Source organism: Frigoribacterium sp. CFBP 8766 (assembly GCF_014841435.1).
Lineage (GTDB): Bacteria > Actinomycetota > Actinomycetes > Actinomycetales > Microbacteriaceae > Frigoribacterium.
Window position 1 is genome coordinate 410650 of record NZ_JACYTX010000001.1, and the last position, 19943, is coordinate 430592.

A 19943-nucleotide genomic window follows, 5' to 3' on the forward strand; every position below is an offset into this window, starting at 1 on the left:
CGATTGACCTCGTGATCCTGGCCATCGACACCTCCGCCGGCACGGCCGTCGCCGTCGTCGACCGCGACGGCGGGGTCCTCGCCGAGCGGTCGGTCGCCGACACGCGTCGGCACGCCGAGGTGATCGGCACGCTGATCGAGGCCGTCACGACCGAGGCCAGCGTCGCCCCGCGCGACCTCAGCGCGGTCGTCGCGGGCGTCGGGCCCGGCCCGTTCACCGGTCTCCGGGTCGGAATCGTCGCCGCCCGTGCCTACGCGTTCGGCGCCGGGGTGCCCTGCCTCGCTGTCGGCAGCCACGACGCGATCGCCTTCGAGCGCCTCAGCGCCGCGGCCGGCAGATCGGTCTCCGACGCCGGCGGCCGTCTCGACTCCCCGCTCGTCGTCGTGACCGACGCGCGCCGTCGCGAGGTGGCCTGGACGGCGTGGTCGGGCCTCGACGACGACGGCCTCCCCGTGTCCGCCGGGGGGCCGGCGCTCGTGGTGCCGGCGCTCCTCGACGACGCGACCGGCGCCTCCTCGGCCTGGCCCCGCACCGATCCCGACGACACCGTCGTCTCGGCCGGTGCGCTCGGCATGCTGGCCGAGCGGCTCTTCGAGCACGGCCGGCCGTTCGCCGACGCTGCTCCGCTCTACCTGCGCGAGCCCGACGTGACGCCGGCGGCCCGGCCGAAGACGGTCAGCCAGTGAGCTTCCGGCTGCGACGCGCCTCCGTGGACGACCTCGACGCCGTGATGGCGATCGAGACGTCGGTCTTCGTGAACGACGCCTGGTCGAGCGACGGGATGGCGCACGAGCTCGCCTCCCGCGACGGCTTCTACCTGGTCGCCACGCCCGACGCCGACGACACCCGCATCGTGGGTTACAGCGGTCTCATGGTGCTGCCCGGCGCTCCCGACGCCGACGTCCAGACCATCGCCGTGCTGCCCGAGGCTCGGCGTTCGGGGCTCGGACGGGCGCTGATGGGCCAGATGATCGCCGAAGCCCGGCGTCGGGGCGTCCGCGAGGTGTTCCTCGAGGTGCGTGCCGACAACCCCGGGGCGCAGAGCCTCTACGAGTCGCTCGGCTTCGAGGCGATCGCCGTGCGCCCCCGCTACTACATGCCCGACGCCGTCGACGCGGTGGTCATGCGGCTGCGGGTGCCGGCGACGACGACCGAGCCGGCAGGCGCGACGATCGAGACGAGCGAGAGCGAGCCCCTGCTGTGACCGAGACGACCACCTCCTCGGCGCCGATGCACGCCCCCGTCGTGCTCGGCATCGAGACGAGCTGCGACGAGACCGGGGTCGGCATCGTGCGCGGCACCGAGCTGCTCGCCAACGTCATCTCGTCGTCGATGGACGAGCACGCCCGCTACGGCGGCGTCGTGCCCGAGGTCGCCGCCCGCGCCCACCTCGACGCGATGGAGCCCGCCCTGCGCGCAGCGCTCGCCGAGGCCGGGCTGACGCTCGACGAGGTCGACGCGATCGCCGTCACGAGCGGCCCCGGGCTGGCCGGCGCCCTCATGGTCGGGGTCGGCGCGGCCAAGGCGCTCGCGCTCGCCACCGGCAAGCCCCTCTACGCCGTGAACCACCTCGTCGGGCACGTCGGCGCCGACGTGCTGCGCGACGACGGCAGCGACCTCGAGCTGCCGACCGTCGCCCTGCTCGTCTCGGGCGGACACACCTCGCTGCTGCACGTGCGCGACCTCGTCGACGACGTCGAGCTGCTCGGCGAGACGATCGACGACGCGGCGGGCGAGGCCTTCGACAAGGTCGCCCGTCTGCTCGGCCTGCCCTACCCCGGCGGACCGCACATCGACCGCGTCGCCGTCGGGGGAGACCCGGCCGCGATCCGGTTCCCCCGGGGGCTCACCCTGCCGAAGGACAGGGCGGCCCACCGCTGGGACTTCTCGTTCTCGGGTCTCAAGACCGCCGTCGCCCGGTGGGTCGAGCGCCGCCGCGACGAGGGGCAGGAGGTGCCGGTCGCGGACGTGGCCGCCAGCTTCCGCGAGGCGGTCGCCGACGTCCTGCTCACGAAGGCGCTCGACGCGTGCGCCGAGCTCGGCGTGCCGCGCCTGCTGCTCGGCGGGGGAGTCGTCGCCAACGCCCGGGTGCGGCAGCTCGCGGAGGAGCGCTGCGCGGCAGCCGGAGTGGAGCTGCGCGTGCCGCCCCTGTCGCTCTGCACCGACAACGGCGCCATGATCGCGGCCCTCGGCGCACAGCTCGTCTCCCGGGGGCGGGCGCCGTCGCCGCTCGACTTCGGGGCGGACTCCACGCTGCCGGTGACGGTCGTCCAGGTCTGACGCGCACCGCGCCTCCGTCGTCCACAGGCCCCGAGCGCTGCCGAGCCGTCGCTGGCCCCTCGCGCTAAGGTGGGGGCCTCACGACCAAGGAGACCCCGGACATGACCGACCAGAACCCGGCCCCCCAGGGCCAGCCCTACCAGCAGGACGCCTACCAGCAGAACCCGTACCAGGCGCCCCCGGCGCCGAACGGCGGCTACGGCGCCCCGGCCCAGCGCAACTCGCTCGCCCTCGTCGCCCTGATCCTCGGCATCGCCGGCTTCTTCACGGGCATCGCCAGCATCGGCGCCATCGTCGTCGGCCACATCTCGCTGAGCCAGATCAAGAAGACCGGCGAAGAGGGCCGCAGCATGGCGCTGTGGGGCACGATCCTCGGCTACGCCGCGATCGCGCTGGGCATCATCCTCGTGATCATCTTCGTCGTCTTCTTCGCGGCCGCCGCCTCGGCGGGCCTCGGCGACTACGAGACCTACTGACACGTCCGCGGGCCTCTGGGTCCGCGACCGGGGTCCTGGGTCCCCTCATCGACTCGGTGGATAGCATGACGGGGTCCGCGCTCACCGGCGCGGGCCCCGTTCCCGCATCCTGAGCGTGCCGACCGCACGACTCGTCCGCAGCAGCCCCGCACGCGAAAGGCTCCCCATGGCCACCGACGACCCGAACACCGAGCAGCCGGCAACCGGCTCGGCTCCCGCGCCTGCCCCGTCGGGCGAGCACGCGCCTGCCTCGTCGGGCGACCACGACCGACCCGCCTCGTCGCCGCCGCTGCCGCCCACCGCCTTCCCCGGCGCCGCCTCGCAGCCGCCCGCGCCCCAGCCCTCGCACCACCCGTTCGTCGCGCCGGGCGCCGCGCCGTCCGCGCCGCAGGCTCCCGCGTCGGCTCCGTACGGTGCGCCGCAGCCTCCGGCGTCGGCTCCGTACGGTGCGCCGCAGCCTCCGGCGTCGGCTCCGTACGGTGCGCCGCAGCCTCCGGCGTCGGCTCCGTATGGTGCGCCGCAGCCTCCGGCGTCGGCTCCGTATGGTGCGCCGCAGCCTCCGGCGTCTGCTCCGTATGGTGCGCCGCAGCCTCCGGCGTCTGCTCCGTACGGTGCGCCGCAGGCTCCGCCTCGGCCCGTGTACGGGCAGCAGGGGCAGCAGCCCTACGGCGGCCCGTCGCAGCCTCAGCAGCAGTACGGCGTGCCCCCGCAGCAGTACGGCGTGCCCCCGCAGCAGTACGGCGCGACTCAGCAGCCCTACGGCGCACCCCCGCAGCAGCAGCCCTACGGAGCGCAGCAGCAGTACGGCGCCCCCCAGCAGCCCTACGGCGCGGCGTACTCGCCCTACGCTTCGGCAGGTGCCACGAAGCCCTCGAGCGTCCTCAGCGTCCTGTCGCTCGTCGCGTCGATCGTCGGGTTCCTCGGGGTCATCGTCACCTTCGGTGCCGGCGTCGTGTTCTCGATCGCGGCGGTCGTGCTCGGCCACATCGCCGGCCGGCGTGAGCGGCAGGCCCGCAAGCTCTGGCTGCCGGGCCTCATCGTCGGCTACGCGGGCATCGCGCTCGCGGTGATCATCTGGATCGGGCTGATCGTCTTCTTCGCGAGCATGCCCGGCGGGTCGTCCGGCACGTTCGACGGGGGCTACGGACAGTCCTGACCCGCGCCTCCCAGGGGCAGTTCGTCCGGGCGACGGTCCGTCGGGACGGCCGGCCGCCGGGACGACCGGACGTCAGACGCGCTCGCAGAGCAGAGCCGTGTGGCGACCGGCCACCCGGGTCAGCACCAGGGTCGCGGCGTGCGTGCCCTGCAGCGACAGCCGCTTGCGGAACGCGGCGGGGTCGACGTCGACGCCGCGCTTCTTGATCTCGAGCCGGCCGATGCCCCGGGTGCGCAGCTCGCGTTTGAGGGTCTTCTCGTCGAGCGGGAACGTCTCGACGACGCGGAACACCTGGGCGAACGGCGTCTCGACCGCCTCGTCGGAGGTGAGCCACGCGATGTCCCGGCTGAGCGACCGGGCACCGAGCCGCCGAGCCAGGTCGCCGATCAGCCGGGCGCGGATGACGGCTCCGTCGGGCTCGTAGAGGTACTCGCCGAGCTCGCCGACCTCGACGTCGTCGGAGTCGGCGGGAGCGGTCAGCTCGGCCGTGCCGTGCGCTCCCACGACGAGCGCGGCCCGGCCCACGCCGGGGCGGGCGAGCGGCCCGAACCAGACGCCGACCTCGACGACCTCGCGGTCGACCGAGATCCACTGGCACTCGGCGTCGAGGGGCAGCAGCTCGCGGTCGACGCCGGGGCCGAGCTTGACCCCGGTGGGCAGTCGCTCGGCCCAGCCGAACGCGACGTCGAGCGAGGGCGACCAGTCGGCCGGGTCGGCCAGGCGCCTCGTCGCGGAGTGGCCGGCCGTGCGGCGGGCCGGGTCGAGGAACACGCCCTCGACGTCGCCGACGTCGACCGTCGCGGCGTCGCCGTGCACGACGCGGGACGAGGCCCACGGCGCGAGGTTGTAGGAGGCGACGGCCGCGGTGACCTCGTCGCGGTCGACCGCCAGCACGTCGAGCTCGAGGGCGGCCAGGGCGAGCGCGTCGCCGCCGATGCCGCAGCCGAGGTCGGCGACGCTGCGGAGCCCGGCGGCCCGGTAGCGGCCGGCGTGACGGGCGGCGACGGGGAGGCGCGTGGCCTGCTCGAGACCGGCCTCGGTGAAGAGCATGCGGCTGGCGAAGTCGCCGAACTTCGCGACGGCCTTGGCCCGGAGCCGGGACTGACTCAGCACGGCCGCGACCAGGGAGGGCGAGTGGCCCTGCCGGCGGAGCGCCGCGACGGCGCCGACGACGTCGTCGGACGCGCTCCACGCAGGGAGCGAGTCGAGCAGTCGGAGCCCCTCGGGCGAGAGCACGTCGAGCAGCTCAGCAGTGTCCATGCCACCAGTCTCGCCCATCGCCGACCGACTCTGGCACTCGGATTGACCGAGTGCCAGTTCGGCTCTACAGTTGTTCTGGCACTCGCACGTGGCAAGTGCCAGCCCACGTTCTACGAAGTTCCGAGAAAGCAGAGGTCAACCGTGTCGGTCTCCATCAAGCCGCTCGAAGATCGCATCGTCATCCAGCAGGTCGAAGCCGAGCAGACCACGGCTTCCGGCCTCGTGATCCCCGACACCGCCAAGGAGAAGCCCCAGGAGGGCGAGGTCGTGGCGGTCGGACCGGGTCGCATCGACGACAACGGCAACCGCGTGCCGCTCGACGTCGCCGTCGGCGACAAGGTCATCTACAGCAAGTACGGCGGCACCGAGGTCAAGTACGCCGGCGAGGACTACCTCGTCCTCTCGGCGCGCGACGTCCTCGCCGTCATCGTCCGCTAGGCAGACGACGCACCTGCTCCACCCGGAGGCCCCCGCCCAGGCGGGGGCCTCCGTCGTCCCCGGGCGGGAACGGCAGCGGAGCGAGCCAGCGTGGCAGGAGTGGCCGTGTCCGACGACGGCGGCCCGCCCTAGAGTCGTCCCGTGAACCGCAGAGCGCTCTCGTGACCCGCACCCGCACCTCCTCGTCGGGCGGCCTCGCCTACGCCGTCAGCGCCTACGGCCTGTGGGGCGTGCTGCCGGTGTTCTTCCTGCTCATGTCGCCCTCGGGGCCGTTCGAGATCGTCTCGTGGCGCATCCTCTTCTCCCTCGCCTTCTGCGTCGTGCTGCTCGCCGTCACCCGCGGGTTCCCGGCTTTCCTCGCGCTGCTGCGTCAGGGGCGGGTCGTCGGCACCATGGCGCTGGCCGGCGTGCTCATCGTCGTCAACTGGACGACCTTCATCGTCGCGACCCTGGCCGGGCACGTGGTCGAGGCTGCCCTCGGCTACTTCATCAACCCGATCGTCACGGTGCTGCTCGCGGTGCTGGTGCTGCGCGAGCGCCTCCGGCCGGTGCAGTGGGTCGCGATCGGCCTGAGCGCCGTGGCCGTCGTCGTCATCACGGTGGGCACGGGCGGGGTGCCGTGGCCCTCGCTGATCATGGCCTTCTCGTTCGGGGCCTACGGGCTCGTCAAGAAGCAGATGGGCGGCAAGGTCGACGCCGTCAGCGGGCTGACCCTCGAGACGATGGCGGTCGCGCCGTTCGCGGCGGTCGCGCTCGTCGTGCTGGCCGTCACGGGCATCGGCGGGGGTGTCGTGTTCGGCACCGTCAGCCTCGTGCACACGCTGACGGTGATCAGCTCGGGGATCGTGACGGCGGTGCCGCTCCTGCTCTTCGCCGCCGCCGCACGTCGGCTGCCGCTGGCGACCATCGGGCTGACGCAGTACCTCGCGCCCGTGCTGCAGTTCGTCGTCGGGGTCGTGCTGCTGCACGAGGAGATGCCGACGAGCCGGTGGATCGGCTTCGCCATCGTCTGGGTCGCGCTGATCGTGCTCACCACCGACATGGTCGTGACGAGCCGGAGGAGCCGTGCGCGAGGCCGCGAGGCCGACCGTGCGGCGGCCCTGGCCCCTGACCCCGCCGGCGGACGTGACGCCGGCCCTGCGGGCGACCGCGCGGCAGGTGCTGAGTCGATGTCACGAATTGCTAACGAAACGGCAGGGTGACCGGGAGAACACACGCAGGAAACATTCCGCCCCTAGTTTCTTCTCAATCGCGGGGACCGTCCACCTAGTGTCGGTCCGGCTGTACGCGCTTCATGAAAGGGACCACGGATGATCCGATCCACCAAAGGGCTGAGGGCCCTGGCGCTCGCAGGAGCCGCCTCCGTTCTGCTCGCAGCCTGTTCCACCACCTCTTCCTCGACCGACGACCCCTCGTCGTCCGCGTCGTCGACGACCAAGGCCGACCCCGCGGCCTCCTGCGAGGCGCCCAGCAGCCCCGGCCAGGACGCCCTCCGCATCGGCACCATCCTGCCGAACACGGGCACGCTCGCCTACCTGGCCCCGCCCGCCGAGGCCGGCGTCGGCCTCGCCGTCGAGGACATCAACGCCGCCGGCGGCGTGCTCGGCCAGGACGTCACGATCGACCCCGCGACCGACTCCGGCGACAGCAACGACCTCACCGTCTCGAGCGCCGCAGCGACGCAGCTGATCGACGCGAAGGTGCCGGTCGCGATCGGCGCAGAGTCGTCGAGCGTCACGCTCAACGTCATCGACCAGCTCACCGCCGCCTGCATCGTCGAGATCTCGCCCGCCAACACGGCGACCTCGCTCAGCGGCTACTCGTCGTACTACTTCCGCACCGCTCCGCCGGACTCGGTCCAGGGCAGCGCGCTCGGCACGCAGATCGTCAACGACGGCCGTGCCAACGTCGCGTTCCTCGTCTTCAACGACACCTACGGCACCGGCCTGCGCGACTCCGTCCAGGAGTCGATCGAGGCCTCGGGCGGCACCGTCGTCTACGGCGCGTCCGGCGAGGGCCAGGAGTTCCCCCCCGGCCAGACCACGTTCTCGTCCGAGGTGACGGCCGCGCTGGCCACGAACCCCGACGCGATCGTCACCTTCGACGAGACCAAGTCGATCGTCCCCGAGCTCATCTCGCAGGGCGCCGACATCAGCACGGTCTACATGTCGGACGGCAACACGGCCGACTACAGCGAGGACTTCGACCCGGGCACCCTCGCCGGCGCCCAGGGCACCATCCCCGGTGCGTTCCCGTCGACCGACCTGCAGTCGCGCTTCGCCGAGTACTACCAGCGCACCGCGGGCTCGGCCCTGGCCGACTACTCGTACGCGCAGGAGTCCTACGACGCCGTCATCCTCGCCGCGCTCGCCGCGGTGAAGGGCGGGGGCACGGACTCGGGCACCATCCAGGCCAACATGGCTGCGGTGTCCGGTGCTGACGAGGGCACCGAGTGCACCACGTTCGCGGAGTGCGTCACGGCCATCGAGGCCGGCGACGACATCCACTACACCGGCCCCTCGGGCATCGGTCCGTTCGACGACCAGAACGACCCGTCGAGCGCCTTCATCGGCATCTACAAGTTCGACGACAACAACGTCCCCGTCTACCAGACGGCGGTCGAGGGCCAGGTCGAGTAACACGGCCCATGCGTGACGGAGAGGCCCCGGTGCTGCGGCACCNCTGGGCGGTCGCCCGCGCCTCCTTCGGGCTGGTGGTCGCCGGTCGCTGCTGCCGGGCTCGCGAATGCCGACCAAAGGACCTGCAATGACGGACTTTCGGAGGCTCAGCGAGCCGCTGAGAGGCTCACGGTCGGCATTTGTCGACTTCGTCGCGCGCTGAGACGACGACCCCGGCGAAGGAGGTGCGGGCAGCACCCACGCGACAGGTCCCGTCACCGAGACACCCGCGACGCACATCTTCCCCACGCATCCAAGTTGCCCCTCGAACACGACGAAGGCCCCGCACGAGAACGTGCGGGGCCTTCGTCGTGCTGTCGTCAGTGCGAGTCGTCGACGTCCTTGGCCAGGGTGCCGAGGTAGAGCTCGATCACCTTCGGGTCGTCCGCCAGCTCGCGTCCGGTGCCCGAGTAGGCGTTGCGGCCCTGGTCGAGCACGTAGCCGCGGTCGCAGATCTGCAGGCAGCGGCGGGCGTTCTGCTCGACCATGATCACCGAGACGCCGGCCTTGTTGATGCGGCGGGTGCGGATGAAGGTCTCGTCCTGGCGCACCGGCGAGAGGCCGGCCGACGGCTCGTCGAGCAGCAGCACCTTGGGGTCCATCATCAGCGCGCGGGCCATCGCGACCGACTGGCGCTCACCGCCCGAGAGCGACCCGGCACGCTGGCCGCGGCGGTCGCCGAGCACGGGGAACAGGTCGTAGATGTACTCGAGCCGCTCGGCGAACAGCTTGGGGCGGAGGAACATCCCCATCTGCAGGTTCTCCTCGATGGTGAGCGAGGGGAACACGTTGTTCGTCTGCGGCACGAAGCCGACGCCGGCCTGCACGAGCTTGTTGGCCTTGAGGTTCGTGATGTCCTCGCCGCCGAGCGTGACGCTGCCCGAGTGGATCTTGACGAGGCCGAACAGGGCCTTGAGCAGCGTCGACTTGCCGGCGCCGTTCGGGCCGATGATGCCGATCAGCTCGCCGGGGTAGCAGACCAGGTCGCACCCGTTGAGGATGTTCACCCCCGGCAGGTAGCCCGCCGTGAGGTCGCTGGCGTTCATGATCGGCTCGATGCCGGCGAACTTCTCGGTGCCGGGGTGCATCTCGGTCGTCGAGGCGCTCATCGCTTGTCTCCGCTCTGCTGGTCGGCGGCCGCGTTCGTGGCCGCCGGGGTCGACGGGTCGGGGGAGCCGGGCAGGTCGCGTCCCGGCGTGCCGCCTGAGCCGGTCGTCGAGGAGGCGCCCGTCGCGTCGCCCTCGCGGGCCGCGTCCTCGGCCGCCACCTCCTGCTCGAGCTCCTCGAGCACCGCGTCCGTCAGCAGCGAGTCGTCGCCGAGGTCGGTGTCGTGGTGCGCGCCGAGGTAGGCGTCGATGACGGCCTGGTCGTCCATGACGGTGTCGGCCGGGCCCTCGGCCACGACCTTGCCCTCGGCCATGACGATGACCCAGTCCGAGATGTGCCGCACCATGTGCATGTCGTGCTCGACGAAGAGCACCGTGGTGCCCTCGTCGCGCAGGCTCTGGATGTGGCCGAGCAGCGACTGCGTCAGGGCCGGGTTCACACCGGCCATCGGCTCGTCGAGCATGATCATCTCGGGGTCGCTCATCAGCGCGCGGGCCATCTCGAGCAGCTTGCGCTGGCCGCCGGAGAGGCTGCCCGCGTAGTCGTCCTTCTTCTCGTGCAGCTTGAAGCGGTGCAGCAGGTCCTCGGCCTTGATCGTGATCTCGCGCTCACGTGCCCGCCAGAGCGGCGGCACGATGCCGACGAAGAAGTTCTCGCCGGGCTGGTCGCGGGCCCCGAGCAGCATGTTCTGCATGACGGTGAGGCGCGAGAGCGCCTTCGTCAGCTGGAACGTGCGCACCATGCCGGCCCGCGCGACCTTGGCCGCGCCGACGTTGCCCATCGGCTTGCCGTCGAAGACCCACTTGGCCGTGTCGGCCCCGCGCTTGAACGTGGTCGGTGCCGACGACGCCTTGTCGAACCCGGTGAGCAGGTTGAAGAAGGTCGTCTTGCCGGCGCCGTTCGGGCCGATCAGCGCGGTGATGGCGCCGCGCTGCACCTCGACGTGCTGCACGTCGACGGCGGTCATGCCACCGAAGCGACGGACGACGTTGTCGACGGTGAGGATCGAGTCGGGCTTGGCCGAGCCGGGGGTGCGCTCGACGCTGCCGAGCTTGCCGCGCAGCACCTCGCGGTCGTAGTCGTAGCCGGGCTTGTCGCGACGGCCGGCGGTGCCGGACGTGCCGGCGGCGCCGGTCGTGTTCGCCGAGGTCGTGCTCGACGCGTTCGTCTCAGACACTGAACGACAACTCCTTCTTGTTCCCGAGGATCCCTTGCGGGCGGAAGATGATGAGGCACATCAGGGCGATGCCGACGAGGACGTACGAGAACTGGTCCGCCTGCTGGTTGCTCATGATGCTCGCGGGGATGAAGTCGCCTGCCAGGGTGCGGATCAGGAGGCGGACGACGAAGAACAGGATCGCCCCCAGCACCGGTCCGAACACCGTCGCGGCGCCTCCCAGCAGCAGGGCCGTCCAGATGAAGAACGTCGTCGAGCGGCCGAGGGCGTCGGGCTGGACCGACGAGGGCAGCACGTAGATGATGCCCGCCAACGAGCCGATCACGCCTCCGAAGACCAGCGCCTGCATCTTGTACGAGAACACGTTCTTGCCGAGGCTGCGCACGGCGTCCTCGTCCTCGCGGATGCCCTTGAGCACGCGGCCCCACGGGCTGCGGCTGAGCAGGAACACGATGAGGCAGAGCAGGGCCACGAGCGCCCAGGCGACGATGCGGATCCACCAGCCGTTGACGCCGTTGTTGTCGTAGGTGAACCACAGGATCGTGGTCTGGCCGTCCGGCAGCGGCGACAGGGCGGTGAACGGGTCGCGGTACGACGAGCCCGTGATGCCGTTGGAGCCGCCGGTCACGTCGGTGAGGATGCTCGAGCGGCCGACCATGCGGATGATCTCCGCGGCGCAGATGGTCACGATGGCGAGGTAGTCGCCCCTGAGCTTCAGCGTCGGCACGCCGAGGATGAGCGCGAACACGAGACCGCCGGCGAGGCCGATGAGCACGGCGAGCCCGAGGGGCAGGCCGTTGACGAGCGAGATCGCGAAGCCGTAGGCGCCGACGAGCAGGAACGCCGCCTGGCCCATGTTGATCAGGCCGGTGAAGCCGAAGTGGATGTTGAGGCCGATGGCCGCGAGCGCGAACGCCGCGGTGGTCGGGGCGAGCGCCTCGCCGGTGAGCTGGCGGATGAGGTCGATGACGTAGTCCATGGTTCTTCCCCTCAACCGATCCGCTCGGCGCGACCGAAGATGCCCTGCGGCCGGAACAGCAGGATGACGATCAGGATGAGCAGTGCGGTGGCGTACTTGAAGTCACCCGGGAGCACCAGGTTGGTGAGCTCGACGATGACGCCGATGATGAGCGAGCCGACGAGCGCCCCGAAGGAGGTGCCCAGTCCGCCGAGCGTGACGGCCGCGAACATGAGCAGCAGGATCTGCAGGCCGGTCATCCAGTTGACGCCGTTGAGGACGAGGCCGAGCATCACGCCGGAGAGGCCCGCGAGGCCGGCGGCCAGCGTCCAGACCAGGCGGATGATGCGGTCGACGTCGATGCCGGAGGCGGCGGCCAGCGCCGGGTTGTCCGAGACGGCGCGGGTGGCGCGGCCGGTGCGCGTCTTCGTGAGGAACAGCCCGGTGAGCACGAGCACCACGATCGAGATGCCCATGGCCACGTACGACTGCACGGTCAGGGTGACCCCGGCGAGCGTGATCGTCGTCGGGTTGGCCGTCTGGATGCGCACCGTCGCGGCGCCGAAGAAGTACTGGAACGCGTACTGCAGGGCGATCGAGAGGCCGATGGTGACGATCATCAGCTGCGTGAGGCTCAGCCCCTTCTTCCGCAGCGGTTTCCAGATCGCGGCGTCCTGCAGGAACCCGGTCGCGGCACAGATGACCACCGTCAGCGTCGCCGCCAGGAAGATGTTCATGCCGAGCTGGTTCGCGAAGACGTAGGCGAGGAGCCCGCCGAGGGTGACCTGCTCGCCGTGCGAGAAGCTGCTGAGGCCCGTGGTGCCGTAGATCAGCGAGAGGCCGATCGCCGCGAGGGCCAGCAGCAGGCCGAGGCGGATGCCCGAGGCGAACTGCTGCGCGACGCGGTCCCAGCTGAACGACGAGGCCTGCGCGCCGCCGGTGGTGGCGCCCTCGGTCTCGCTGAGCTGGAAGATCACGCCCGCGTTGGCGCCGAGCGTGGCGTTCACCATGCGCTCGTCCTGCTCCGCGTTGGTGAGGAACTGGCCGTCGGGCAGCGAGTCGGTGTCGAGGGTGACCGTGTACTGGCCGGCCTCGGTGACGGGCAGCGCCCAGCGGCCGGTGCCGTCCACCTCCGCGGTCTGCTCGAAGCCGCCGGGGCCGGCCACCTGCAGGACGACCCCGCTCGCGGGCTCGCCCTCCGAGGTGCGGATGCTGCCCTGGATGCAGCCGGTGGCGGGGTCGACGGTGCACGAGGCGGTCGCACCGCCGGACGCGTGGGCTGCGGCGGGCGCCAGCATCACCGAGACGAAGGAGCCGGCGAGGCCGAGCAACAGCGCGAGGACGGTGACGATCAGGGCAGGCCGCAGCGCGCGCGGTGCGATGGTCGTGTCGGGTTTCACGGAACCTCCTGGACAGGTGCCAGTCGGGGCGATGCCCCGGGTGCCGCTGGCTCACCGTCGTTGGTGAAGATACTTTCGCTGTGTGTCGGCCGTGTTTCGTGCAGGACACAGGCGAGAGTCGAAAATTCGTCATCGAATCGTGTCCTGATGGCCGGATCTCGGCGTGTCAGGGGCAGGAATGCAGGAGGCGCGGGCCGGGTTAAGATCGATCACCGGACTCGACGGCGATCCGGTGCTCCCTCCTCCCACCTCACTCGCTCCTTCGAAGGGGACTCATGGACCAGCCGGATCCGTTCGGATTCATCGGACTCACGTACGACGACGTCATGCTCCTCCCCGGGCGCACGGACGTGATCCCGAGCGAGGCGGACACCTCGTCGCGCCTCACCAAGCGCATCCGCGTCGCCGTCCCGCTGCTCTCCGCCGCGATGGACACGGTCACCGAGTCGCGCATGGCGATCGCCATGGCCCGGCAGGGCGGCATCGGCATCATCCACCGCAACCTCTCGATCGAAGATCAGGCTGCGCACGTCGACAAGGTCAAGCGCAGCGAGTCGGGCATGATCACGAACCCCGTCACGACGTCCCCGGACGCGACCGTGGCCGAGGTCGACGCCCTGTGCGGCCAGTTCCGCGTCTCCGGCCTGCCGGTCGTCGAGCGCGACGGCACGCTCGTCGGCATCATCACCAACCGCGACATGCGCTTCGTGTCGCCGTTCGAGATGCAGACGACCTTCGTCCGCGACGTCATGACGAAGGCGCCGCTCATCACGGCCCCCGAGGGCGTCGACCCCGACTCGGCCGTCGCGATCTTCGCGCAGCACAAGATCGAGAAGCTGCCCCTCGTCGACGAGTCGGGCAAGCTCCGCGGCCTCATCACTGTGAAGGACTTCGACAAGAGCGAGAAGTACCCCGACGCCACGAAGGACGACGAGGGCCGCCTCCGTGTCGGCGCCGCGATCGGCTTCTTCGGCGACGCCTGGAAGCGCGCGTGCGCACTCCGCGACGCCGGCGTCGACGTGCTCGTCGTCGACACCGCCAACGGCGAGAGCGCCGGCGAGCTCGACATGATCAAGCGCATCAAGGCCGACCCGTCGTTCGCGGCGATCGACGTCATCGGGGGCAACGTCGCGACCCGCTCGGGCGCCGCGGCGCTCATCGAGGCGGGCGCCGACGCCATCAAGGTCGGCGTGGGCCCCGGCTCGATCTGCACCACCCGCGTCGTGTCGGGCGTGGGCGTGCCCCAGGTCACCGCCGTCTACGAGGCGTCGCTCGCCGCGCGGGAGGCCGGCGTGCCGGTCATCGCCGACGGCGGCCTGCAGTACTCGGGCGACATCGCCAAGGCGCTCGTCGCCGGCGCGGACACCGTCATGCTCGGCTCGCTGCTCGCCGGCTGCGACGAGAGCCCCGGCGACCTCGTCTTCGTGAACGGCAAGCAGTTCAAGAACTACCGCGGCATGGGCTCGCTCGGGGCCATGCAGACCCGCGGCAAGAACACGTCGTACTCGAAGGACCGGTACTTCCAGGCCGACGTCCCCACCGACGACAAGCTCATCCCCGAGGGCGTCGAGGGCCAGGTGCCCTACCGCGGCGCGCTCGGCAACGTCGTCTACCAGCTCACCGGCGGACTGCGCCAGTCGATGTTCTACGTGGGCGGCCGCACGGTCGACGAGCTGAAGATGAAGGGCAAGTTCGTCCGCATCACGGCGGCCGGCCTCAAGGAGAGCCACCCGCACGACCTGCAGATGGTCGTCGAGGCGCCCAACTACCGCCGCTAGCGCCTGGCCGCGCGCCGTGCCGCGCCGCGGTGCGCCGCGGTGCGCGGCGGCCCCGGCGCGCCGGCCCCGGGCGCCGCGCCGCGTGTCACAGGCGAAAAGGGACGAGGTAGGGGCGGGTCCGCCCCTACCTCGTCCCTTTTCGCCGTCACCGCCTCCGGGCGACGCCCGCACGGCGCAACTTCTCCGTCAGGCGAGAGGCGTCGGCGAGGTCTCGGCGCGTCCAGCGGACGAAGCCGGCCGTCGCGGGCAGGGCGCGGAGACGGTCTTCCCGCTCCTTCTCGTCCTGGACGACCTGCTCCGGAGTCCGACCGTGCCGGTAGGTCGCGCCTCGGTACTTGACGTCGCCGTCGAACTCCCCGAGTACGAGCCGACCCGAGTCGTTCGGGACGGGGAACGCGAAGTCGACGACCCCGATGGGCCCGTCCCCGTCGGCGAACGGGACCTGGAGCAGAGGCTCGACGAACCTCGCGTCGTGCGCGAGGACGCGGCTGACGGACTCCCCGGGTGACTCGCCCCCGGCGCTCCCGAAGTCGACGGCCCATCCCGCCGCTCGACGTCGCCTTGCGGCGGGGCGTGCAGCGAGCAGGACACGAAGGTGCTCGCGGGTCGCCAGCCCCGAGTGCAACAGGTGATCGACGAGGACGACGGCCTGGACCCGGCTCCGTGAGAAGAGCAGGTCCGTGACCGTCCTGTCCAGGGACGTGACCGGGAGTCCCGAGCGGCTCGCTCGCTCGACCGCGTGGAGGGGCGAGGCCCGGACGCGGAGGCGCGCGGTCGACGTGCCTCGCCGGGCGGTCGGGTCGACGAGCTCGACCGGTCCGGCAGGCCAGCCCCATGTCGGAAGCCCCCAGAGGAGCGCGGCCGATTCGTGGGACAGGAGGAGCCCGTCCTTCCGGCGAGTCGCGAGGGCCGCGATCGAGCGGAGGCGCTGCTGTTCACGCGGATCGAGCATGCGCCAGGTGCCGATCTCGACGTAGGCACCGGGCCAGACGCGAGCGACCTCTCCCGCGGCGCAGGCGCGGGCGAGCTCGCGGTCGTCGCGCCCTGTCTCGACGAGGTCGCGGGCCAGGAGCAGCTGTTCGGCGAGGGACGTGATCACGACGCCAGCTTGCCGACCGACGCAGGTCGCTGCAGCCCTGCAGCTGCCCGCGGGGGAACGCGCCGAGCCCGACGGCGGCTGGGGAGGAGTCACGCGACGGCGCAGGTCAGCAGCGTCGGCGGCGTCCTGGGACGAATGAGGCGTGGGGCCGCGCCTACCTCGTCCCTCGACGCCGCTGACTCGAACGTGGCAGGCCCTGGCCCGGGCTCGGGGCAGCGCGCGGGCGACCGGGGCGGGGCAGGGCGCGGGCGGTCCCGGGGGCTCGGCCCGCGCCTCCGGTAGGGTTGCGGCGTGACTGAGGTAGAGATCGGCGTTTCCAAGCGCGCGCGCCGCGCCTATGCGTTCGACGACATCGCGATCGTCCCGAGCCGGCGCACCCGCGACCCCCGAGACGTGTCCGTCAGCTGGTCGATCGACGCGTTCCACTTCGAGTCGCCGATCATCGCGGCGCCGATGGACTCGGTCGTGAGCCCGGCGACGGCCATCCGCATCGGCGAGCTCGGCGGCCTCGGCGTCCTCGACCTCGAGGGCGTCTGGACGCGCTACGACGACCCGGAGGCGGTGCTCGCCGAGATCCGCGGGCTGCCCGAGGACGAGACGGTCGCCCGCATGCAGCAGATCTACGCCGAGCCGATCAAGCCCGAGCTGGTGACGGCGCGCATCGCCGAGATCCGCGCCGCCGGCGTGCCGGTCGCCGGCTCGCTCAGCCCGCAGCGCACGCAGGACCTGTACCAGACGGTCGTCGACGCCGGCGTCGACCTCTTCGTCATCCGCGGCACCACGGTGTCGGCCGAGCACGTGTCGAAGACGACCGAGCCGCTCAACCTCAAGAAGTTCATCTACGAGCTCGACGTGCCGGTCATCGTCGGAGGCGCCTCCACGTACACGTCGGCGCTGCACCTCATGCGCACGGGCGCGGCGGGCGTGCTCGTCGGGTTCGGCGGCGGTGCCGCCAGCACGACCCGCGCCTCCTTGGGCATCCACGCGCCGATGGCGACCGCGGTCGCCGACGTCGCCGGTGCGCGCCGCGACTACCTCGACGAGTCGGGCGGGCGCTACGTCCACGTCATCGCCGACGGCGGGCTCGGCACCTCGGGCGACATCGTGAAGGCCGTCGCCTGCGGCGCCGACGCGGTCATGCTGGGTGCCGCGCTGGCCCGCGCCACCGACGTGCCCGGCGGCGGGTTCCACTGGGGCGCCGAGGCGCACCACCCCGAGCTGCCGCGAGGCCGTCGCGTCCACGTCGGCCAGGTCGGCACGCTCGAGAAGATCCTCTACGGACCGGCCGACTCGGTCGACGGCCAGGCGAACATCATCGGCGCGCTCCGCCGCTCGATGGCGACGACCGGCTACAGCGACCTCAAGGAGTTCCAGCGCAGCGAGGTCGTCGTCGCTCCTTACCAGCCGCACTAGGCGGCATCGCCTCCCCAGGCACCCCGATCTCACCTGGCGCTGCCAGCTGATCGGGCGTTGGATGGTCGCATGCACGGGTCCTCGGGCCCGCGACCGATCCGACGATGGAGGCACCGCATGGCCACGACCGCGACCGAATCCCTCTCCGCGAAGCTCGGGCCAGACGAGCGCGAGCGCGCCGTCGAGGCGCTGAAGACCGAAGAGCTCGACATCCTCGTGATCGGGGGCGGCATCGTCGGGGCAGGCTCCGCCCTCGACGCGGTCACGCGGGGCCTGAACGTCGGCATCGTCGAGGCTCGCGACTGGGGCTCCGGCACCTCGAGCCGTTCCTCGAAGCTGGTGCACGGGGGCATCCGCTACCTCGAGCAGCTCAACTTCCGCCTCGTGCGCGAGGCCCTGATCGAGCGCGGGCTGCTGCTGCAGCGCCTCGCGCCGCACCTCGTCAAGCCCGTGCGGTTCCTCTACCCCCTGAGCAAGCCCGTCTACGAGCGCTTCTACATCGGCGCCGGCATGGCCCTCTACGACATCTTCAGCTGGACGGGCGGGCGTCCGCCCGGGGTGCCTCATCACCGCCACCTCAGCAAGACGCAGGTGCTCCGGGCGATCCCGAGCCTCTCGAAGGACGCGGTCGTCGGCGGCCTCACCTACTACGACGCCCAGGTCGACGACGCCCGCTACGTCTCGTCGCTCGTGCGCACGGCGTCGAGCTACGGCGCGCACGCCGCCAGCCGCGTGCGGGTCGAGGGCTTCGTCAAGGTCGGCGAGCGCGTCGTCGGCGTGAAGGCGCACGACTACCAGACGGGCGAACACTTCGAGATCCGCGCGAAGCAGGTCGTCAACGCGACCGGCGTCTGGACGGACGACACCCAGGCCATGGTCGGCGAGCGGGGCCAGTTCAAGGTCCGCGCGTCGAAGGGCGTGCACCTCGTCGTGCCCCGCGACCGCATCCACTCCGACATGGGCATGATCTTCCGCACCGAGAAGAGCGTCCTGTTCGTCATCCCGTGGGGCCGCCACTGGCTGGTCGGCACGACCGACACCGACTGGGACCTCGACAAGGCGCACCCGGCGGCGACGGCGGCCGACATCGACTACATCCTCGAGCACGTCAACAAGGTGATGGCCGTGCCCCTCAGCCGCGACGACGTCGAGGGCGTCTACGCGGGTCTCCGGCCCCTGCTGGCCGGCGAGTCCGACCAGACGTCGAAGCTGTCGCGTGAGCACATCGTCGCGCACACCGTGCCCGGCCTCGTGGTCGTCGCTGGCGGCAAGTGGACGACCTACCGCGTGATGGCCGAGGACGCGATCGACGAGGCAGTCGCCGCGCTCGACGGCCGCATCCCCGAGAGCACCACGATGGAGATCCCGCTGCTCGGCGCCGAGGGCTACCACGCCGCCTGGAACAAGCGCGGCAAGATCGCGAAGCAGCTGGGCGTGCACCGGGTGCGCGTCGAGCACCTGCTGAACCGCTACGGCACGCTGACCGACGAGGTCCTCGCGCTGGTGCGCGAGCGTCCGGAGCTCGCCGAGCCGTTGCCGGGCGCCGACGACTACATCGGGGCCGAGGTCGTCTACGCGGCCAGCCACGAGAGCGCCCTCCACCTCGAGGACGTGCTGGCGAGGCGCACCCGCATCTCGATCGAGGCGTGGGACAGGGGCGAGTCCGCCGCTCCCGTCGCCGCGAAGCTGATGGCCGAGGTGCTCGGCTGGTCCGACGCCGAGACCGAGGAGGAGGTCGGCAACTACCTCAAGCGCGTCGCGGCAGAGCGCGCGAGCCAGCTCGAGCCCGACGACGAGTCCGCCGACCGGGTCCGCCTCGAGGCGCCCGACATCACCTTCGGCTTCGACGAGGACGACATGGTGGTGCCCGGCGCCGACCAGGGCGGCGCGCCCAAGCCCGGCGAGGACGTCGTGGAGCCCGCGGGCACACCCGGCGACGACACGTCGGCGGACGCCCCAGGCGGTCGCGCCAGCTAGCACCACGAGGTCGCGACGCGACCAGGCTGCAGGAGGCGCGGTGCACGCTGGTCGGGCACCGCGCCTCCTGCGTCCGCCCGCCGAGAACACCGCGTCGCTCCGGGAACACCGGGGGAGAGGCGCGGGTTGTCCACCGCATGAGCAGCCCGGTGTCCGCGTCCGTGCCCGTCGCTAAGCTGAGACGACTGCCCCTGAGTGACCTGGAGTCGGACCATGGCTGATGTGCGTCGAGTGAAGCTCCCCGGTGTGGGCGTGCTGCACACCTTCGTCACCGACGACGGCGGCAAGTGCGGCGTCATCACGCACCGATCGGGCCACAGCGACCTGATCACGTTCAGCGACGACGCCGACGGCGCCGACGTCAAGAAGGTGTCCCTCCGCCTCAGCGAGGACGAGGCGCACACGCTCGCCGAGCTGCTCGGCGGCACGCGCATCACCGAGTCCCTGTCGGCGCTCGACCAGATCCCCGGCCTCAGCATCGACTGGTTCACGGTCGACTACGACGACCACATCGCCGGCCAGCCGCTCGGCGACCTCGGCGCCAAGGGCGTCGTCGGCCTCACGGTCGTCGCCGTCGTGCGGGGCGACGCGGCGAACCCGGCACCGTCGGGCGACTTCAAGGTGTTCCCGGGCGACACCCTCGTCGTGGCGGGCAGTCCCGAGAAGGTCGCGAAGGCCTTCGCCTGGTACCGCACGGGCGAGCTGCGCCACCGCAGCCCGGCCGACGCCCCGCCCGGGAGCTGATC

General features: G+C 71.6%; 18 protein-coding genes. 12 read left to right on the top strand and 6 right to left on the bottom strand.

The window, feature by feature from the left end; all coding sequences use genetic code 11:
- Positions 1-11: 11 nt before the first annotated feature.
- The 5 genes from tsaB (at position 12) to IFT90_RS17410 (ending at position 3912) form a co-directional block, all read left to right on the top strand.
- On the top strand, positions 12-686 hold the full coding sequence (gene tsaB, locus IFT90_RS01990) for a tRNA (adenosine(37)-N6)-threonylcarbamoyltransferase complex dimerization subunit type 1 TsaB (protein WP_192040745.1): 675 nt from the start codon (positions 12-14) through the stop codon (positions 684-686).
- On the top strand, positions 683-1204 hold the full coding sequence (gene rimI / locus IFT90_RS01995; protein ID WP_371812057.1) for a ribosomal protein S18-alanine N-acetyltransferase: 522 nt from the start codon (positions 683-685) through the stop codon (positions 1202-1204). Before tsaB ends, rimI begins: the two co-directional genes overlap by 4 nt.
- Positions 1205-1230: 26 nt before the next feature.
- Complete coding sequence (gene tsaD, locus IFT90_RS02000; protein WP_192041392.1) at positions 1231-2280, top strand: tRNA (adenosine(37)-N6)-threonylcarbamoyltransferase complex transferase subunit TsaD; 1050 nt, start codon at positions 1231-1233, stop codon at positions 2278-2280.
- A gap of 101 nt (positions 2281-2381) precedes the next feature.
- Positions 2382-2756: a DUF4190 domain-containing protein gene (locus IFT90_RS02005; protein WP_192040746.1), complete on the top strand. Its 375-nt coding sequence runs from the start codon at positions 2382-2384 to the stop codon at positions 2754-2756.
- Between the two features lie 637 nt (positions 2757-3393).
- A complete protein-coding gene (locus IFT90_RS17410) occupies positions 3394-3912 on the top strand; it encodes a DUF4190 domain-containing protein (RefSeq protein ID WP_192040747.1) in 519 nt (172 codons plus the stop codon).
- Positions 3913-3984: 72 nt separating this feature from the next.
- On the opposite strand, the gene IFT90_RS02015 is transcribed toward IFT90_RS17410, so the two are convergent.
- Positions 3985-5172 carry an SAM-dependent methyltransferase gene (locus IFT90_RS02015; RefSeq protein ID WP_192040748.1) on the bottom strand — a complete coding sequence of 396 codons (1188 nt, stop codon included), beginning with the start codon at positions 5170-5172 and terminating at the stop codon, positions 3985-3987.
- Between the two features lie 141 nt (positions 5173-5313).
- Between IFT90_RS02015 and groES the strand changes: the two genes are divergently transcribed.
- The 3 genes from groES to IFT90_RS02030 all read left to right on the top strand — a co-directional run bounded on the left by groES (position 5314) and on the right by IFT90_RS02030 (position 8249).
- Entirely contained in the window at positions 5314-5610 is a 297-nt protein-coding gene (groES, locus tag IFT90_RS02020; RefSeq protein ID WP_123355202.1) for a co-chaperone GroES, read from the top strand.
- A gap of 161 nt (positions 5611-5771) precedes the next feature.
- On the top strand, positions 5772-6812 hold the full coding sequence (gene rarD, locus IFT90_RS02025) for an EamA family transporter RarD (RefSeq protein ID WP_192040749.1): 1041 nt from the start codon (positions 5772-5774) through the stop codon (positions 6810-6812).
- A 108-nt stretch (positions 6813-6920) separates the two neighbouring features.
- On the top strand, positions 6921-8249 hold the full coding sequence (locus tag IFT90_RS02030; RefSeq protein WP_192040750.1) for an ABC transporter substrate-binding protein: 1329 nt from the start codon (positions 6921-6923) through the stop codon (positions 8247-8249).
- 359 nt (positions 8250-8608) lie between these two features.
- Here IFT90_RS02030 and IFT90_RS02035 read toward each other — a convergent pair whose 3' ends face one another.
- The 4 genes from IFT90_RS02035 to IFT90_RS02050 all read right to left on the bottom strand — a co-directional run bounded on the left by IFT90_RS02035 (position 8609) and on the right by IFT90_RS02050 (position 12828).
- On the bottom strand, positions 8609-9376 hold the full coding sequence (locus IFT90_RS02035; protein ID WP_371741009.1) for an ABC transporter ATP-binding protein: 768 nt from the start codon (positions 9374-9376) through the stop codon (positions 8609-8611).
- Positions 9377-9393: 17 nt separating this feature from the next.
- Positions 9394-10461 carry an ABC transporter ATP-binding protein gene (locus IFT90_RS02040; protein ID WP_371812136.1) on the bottom strand — a complete coding sequence of 356 codons (1068 nt, stop codon included), beginning with the start codon at positions 10459-10461 and terminating at the stop codon, positions 9394-9396.
- Positions 10462-10564: 103 nt separating this feature from the next.
- A complete protein-coding gene (locus tag IFT90_RS02045; RefSeq protein ID WP_123547729.1) occupies positions 10565-11551 on the bottom strand; it encodes a branched-chain amino acid ABC transporter permease in 987 nt (328 codons plus the stop codon).
- Between the two features lie 11 nt (positions 11552-11562).
- The gene (locus IFT90_RS02050) at positions 11563-12828 is read right to left on the bottom strand and encodes a branched-chain amino acid ABC transporter permease (RefSeq protein ID WP_123548293.1); all 1266 of its coding nucleotides are present in this window, start codon (positions 12826-12828) and stop codon (positions 11563-11565) included.
- Between the two features lie 377 nt (positions 12829-13205).
- On the opposite strand from IFT90_RS02050, the gene guaB reads away from it, so the two are divergent.
- A complete protein-coding gene (gene guaB / locus IFT90_RS02055; protein WP_192040753.1) occupies positions 13206-14708 on the top strand; it encodes an IMP dehydrogenase in 1503 nt (500 codons plus the stop codon).
- A 145-nt stretch (positions 14709-14853) separates the two neighbouring features.
- Here the strand turns inward: guaB and IFT90_RS02060 are convergent, their stop codons facing one another.
- On the bottom strand, positions 14854-15807 hold the full coding sequence (locus IFT90_RS02060; protein WP_192040754.1) for a hypothetical protein: 954 nt from the start codon (positions 15805-15807) through the stop codon (positions 14854-14856).
- Positions 15808-16098: 291 nt separating this feature from the next.
- Between IFT90_RS02060 and IFT90_RS02065 the strand changes: the two genes are divergently transcribed.
- From IFT90_RS02065 to IFT90_RS02075, 3 genes are all read left to right on the top strand, one after another.
- Complete coding sequence (locus tag IFT90_RS02065) at positions 16099-17220, top strand: GuaB3 family IMP dehydrogenase-related protein (RefSeq protein ID WP_123547732.1); 1122 nt, start codon at positions 16099-16101, stop codon at positions 17218-17220.
- Positions 17221-17337: 117 nt separating this feature from the next.
- Positions 17338-19197, top strand: coding sequence for a glycerol-3-phosphate dehydrogenase/oxidase (locus IFT90_RS02070; RefSeq protein WP_192040755.1), 1860 nt, complete (start codon positions 17338-17340; stop codon positions 19195-19197).
- Positions 19198-19428: 231 nt separating this feature from the next.
- Positions 19429-19941 carry a cation:proton antiporter regulatory subunit gene (locus IFT90_RS02075; protein WP_370544911.1) on the top strand — a complete coding sequence of 171 codons (513 nt, stop codon included), beginning with the start codon at positions 19429-19431 and terminating at the stop codon, positions 19939-19941.
- Positions 19942-19943: the final 2 nt, after the last annotated feature.

What these genes read in the sequence shown, in the direction of transcription:
- tsaD (WP_192041392.1), top strand. Translation starts at nt 1,231, where the DNA reads ATGCACGCCCCCGTCGTGCTCGGCATCGAGACGAGCTGCGACGAGACC.
- IFT90_RS02005 (WP_192040746.1), top strand. Translation starts at nt 2,382, where the DNA reads ATGACCGACCAGAACCCGGCCCCCCAGGGCCAGCCCTACCAGCAGGAC.
- IFT90_RS02015 (WP_192040748.1), bottom strand. Translation starts at nt 5,172, where the DNA reads ATGGACACTGCTGAGCTGCTCGACGTGCTCTCGCCCGAGGGGCTCCGA.
- IFT90_RS02030 (WP_192040750.1), top strand. Translation starts at nt 6,921, where the DNA reads ATGATCCGATCCACCAAAGGGCTGAGGGCCCTGGCGCTCGCAGGAGCC.
- IFT90_RS02035 (WP_371741009.1), bottom strand. Translation starts at nt 9,376, where the DNA reads ATGCACCCCGGCACCGAGAAGTTCGCCGGCATCGAGCCGATCATGAAC.
- IFT90_RS02045 (WP_123547729.1), bottom strand. Translation starts at nt 11,551, where the DNA reads ATGGACTACGTCATCGACCTCATCCGCCAGCTCACCGGCGAGGCGCTC.
- IFT90_RS02050 (WP_123548293.1), bottom strand. Translation starts at nt 12,828, where the DNA reads ATGCTGGCGCCCGCCGCAGCCCACGCGTCCGGCGGTGCGACCGCCTCG.
- guaB (WP_192040753.1), top strand. Translation starts at nt 13,206, where the DNA reads ATGGACCAGCCGGATCCGTTCGGATTCATCGGACTCACGTACGACGAC.
- IFT90_RS02070 (WP_192040755.1), top strand. Translation starts at nt 17,338, where the DNA reads ATGGCCACGACCGCGACCGAATCCCTCTCCGCGAAGCTCGGGCCAGAC.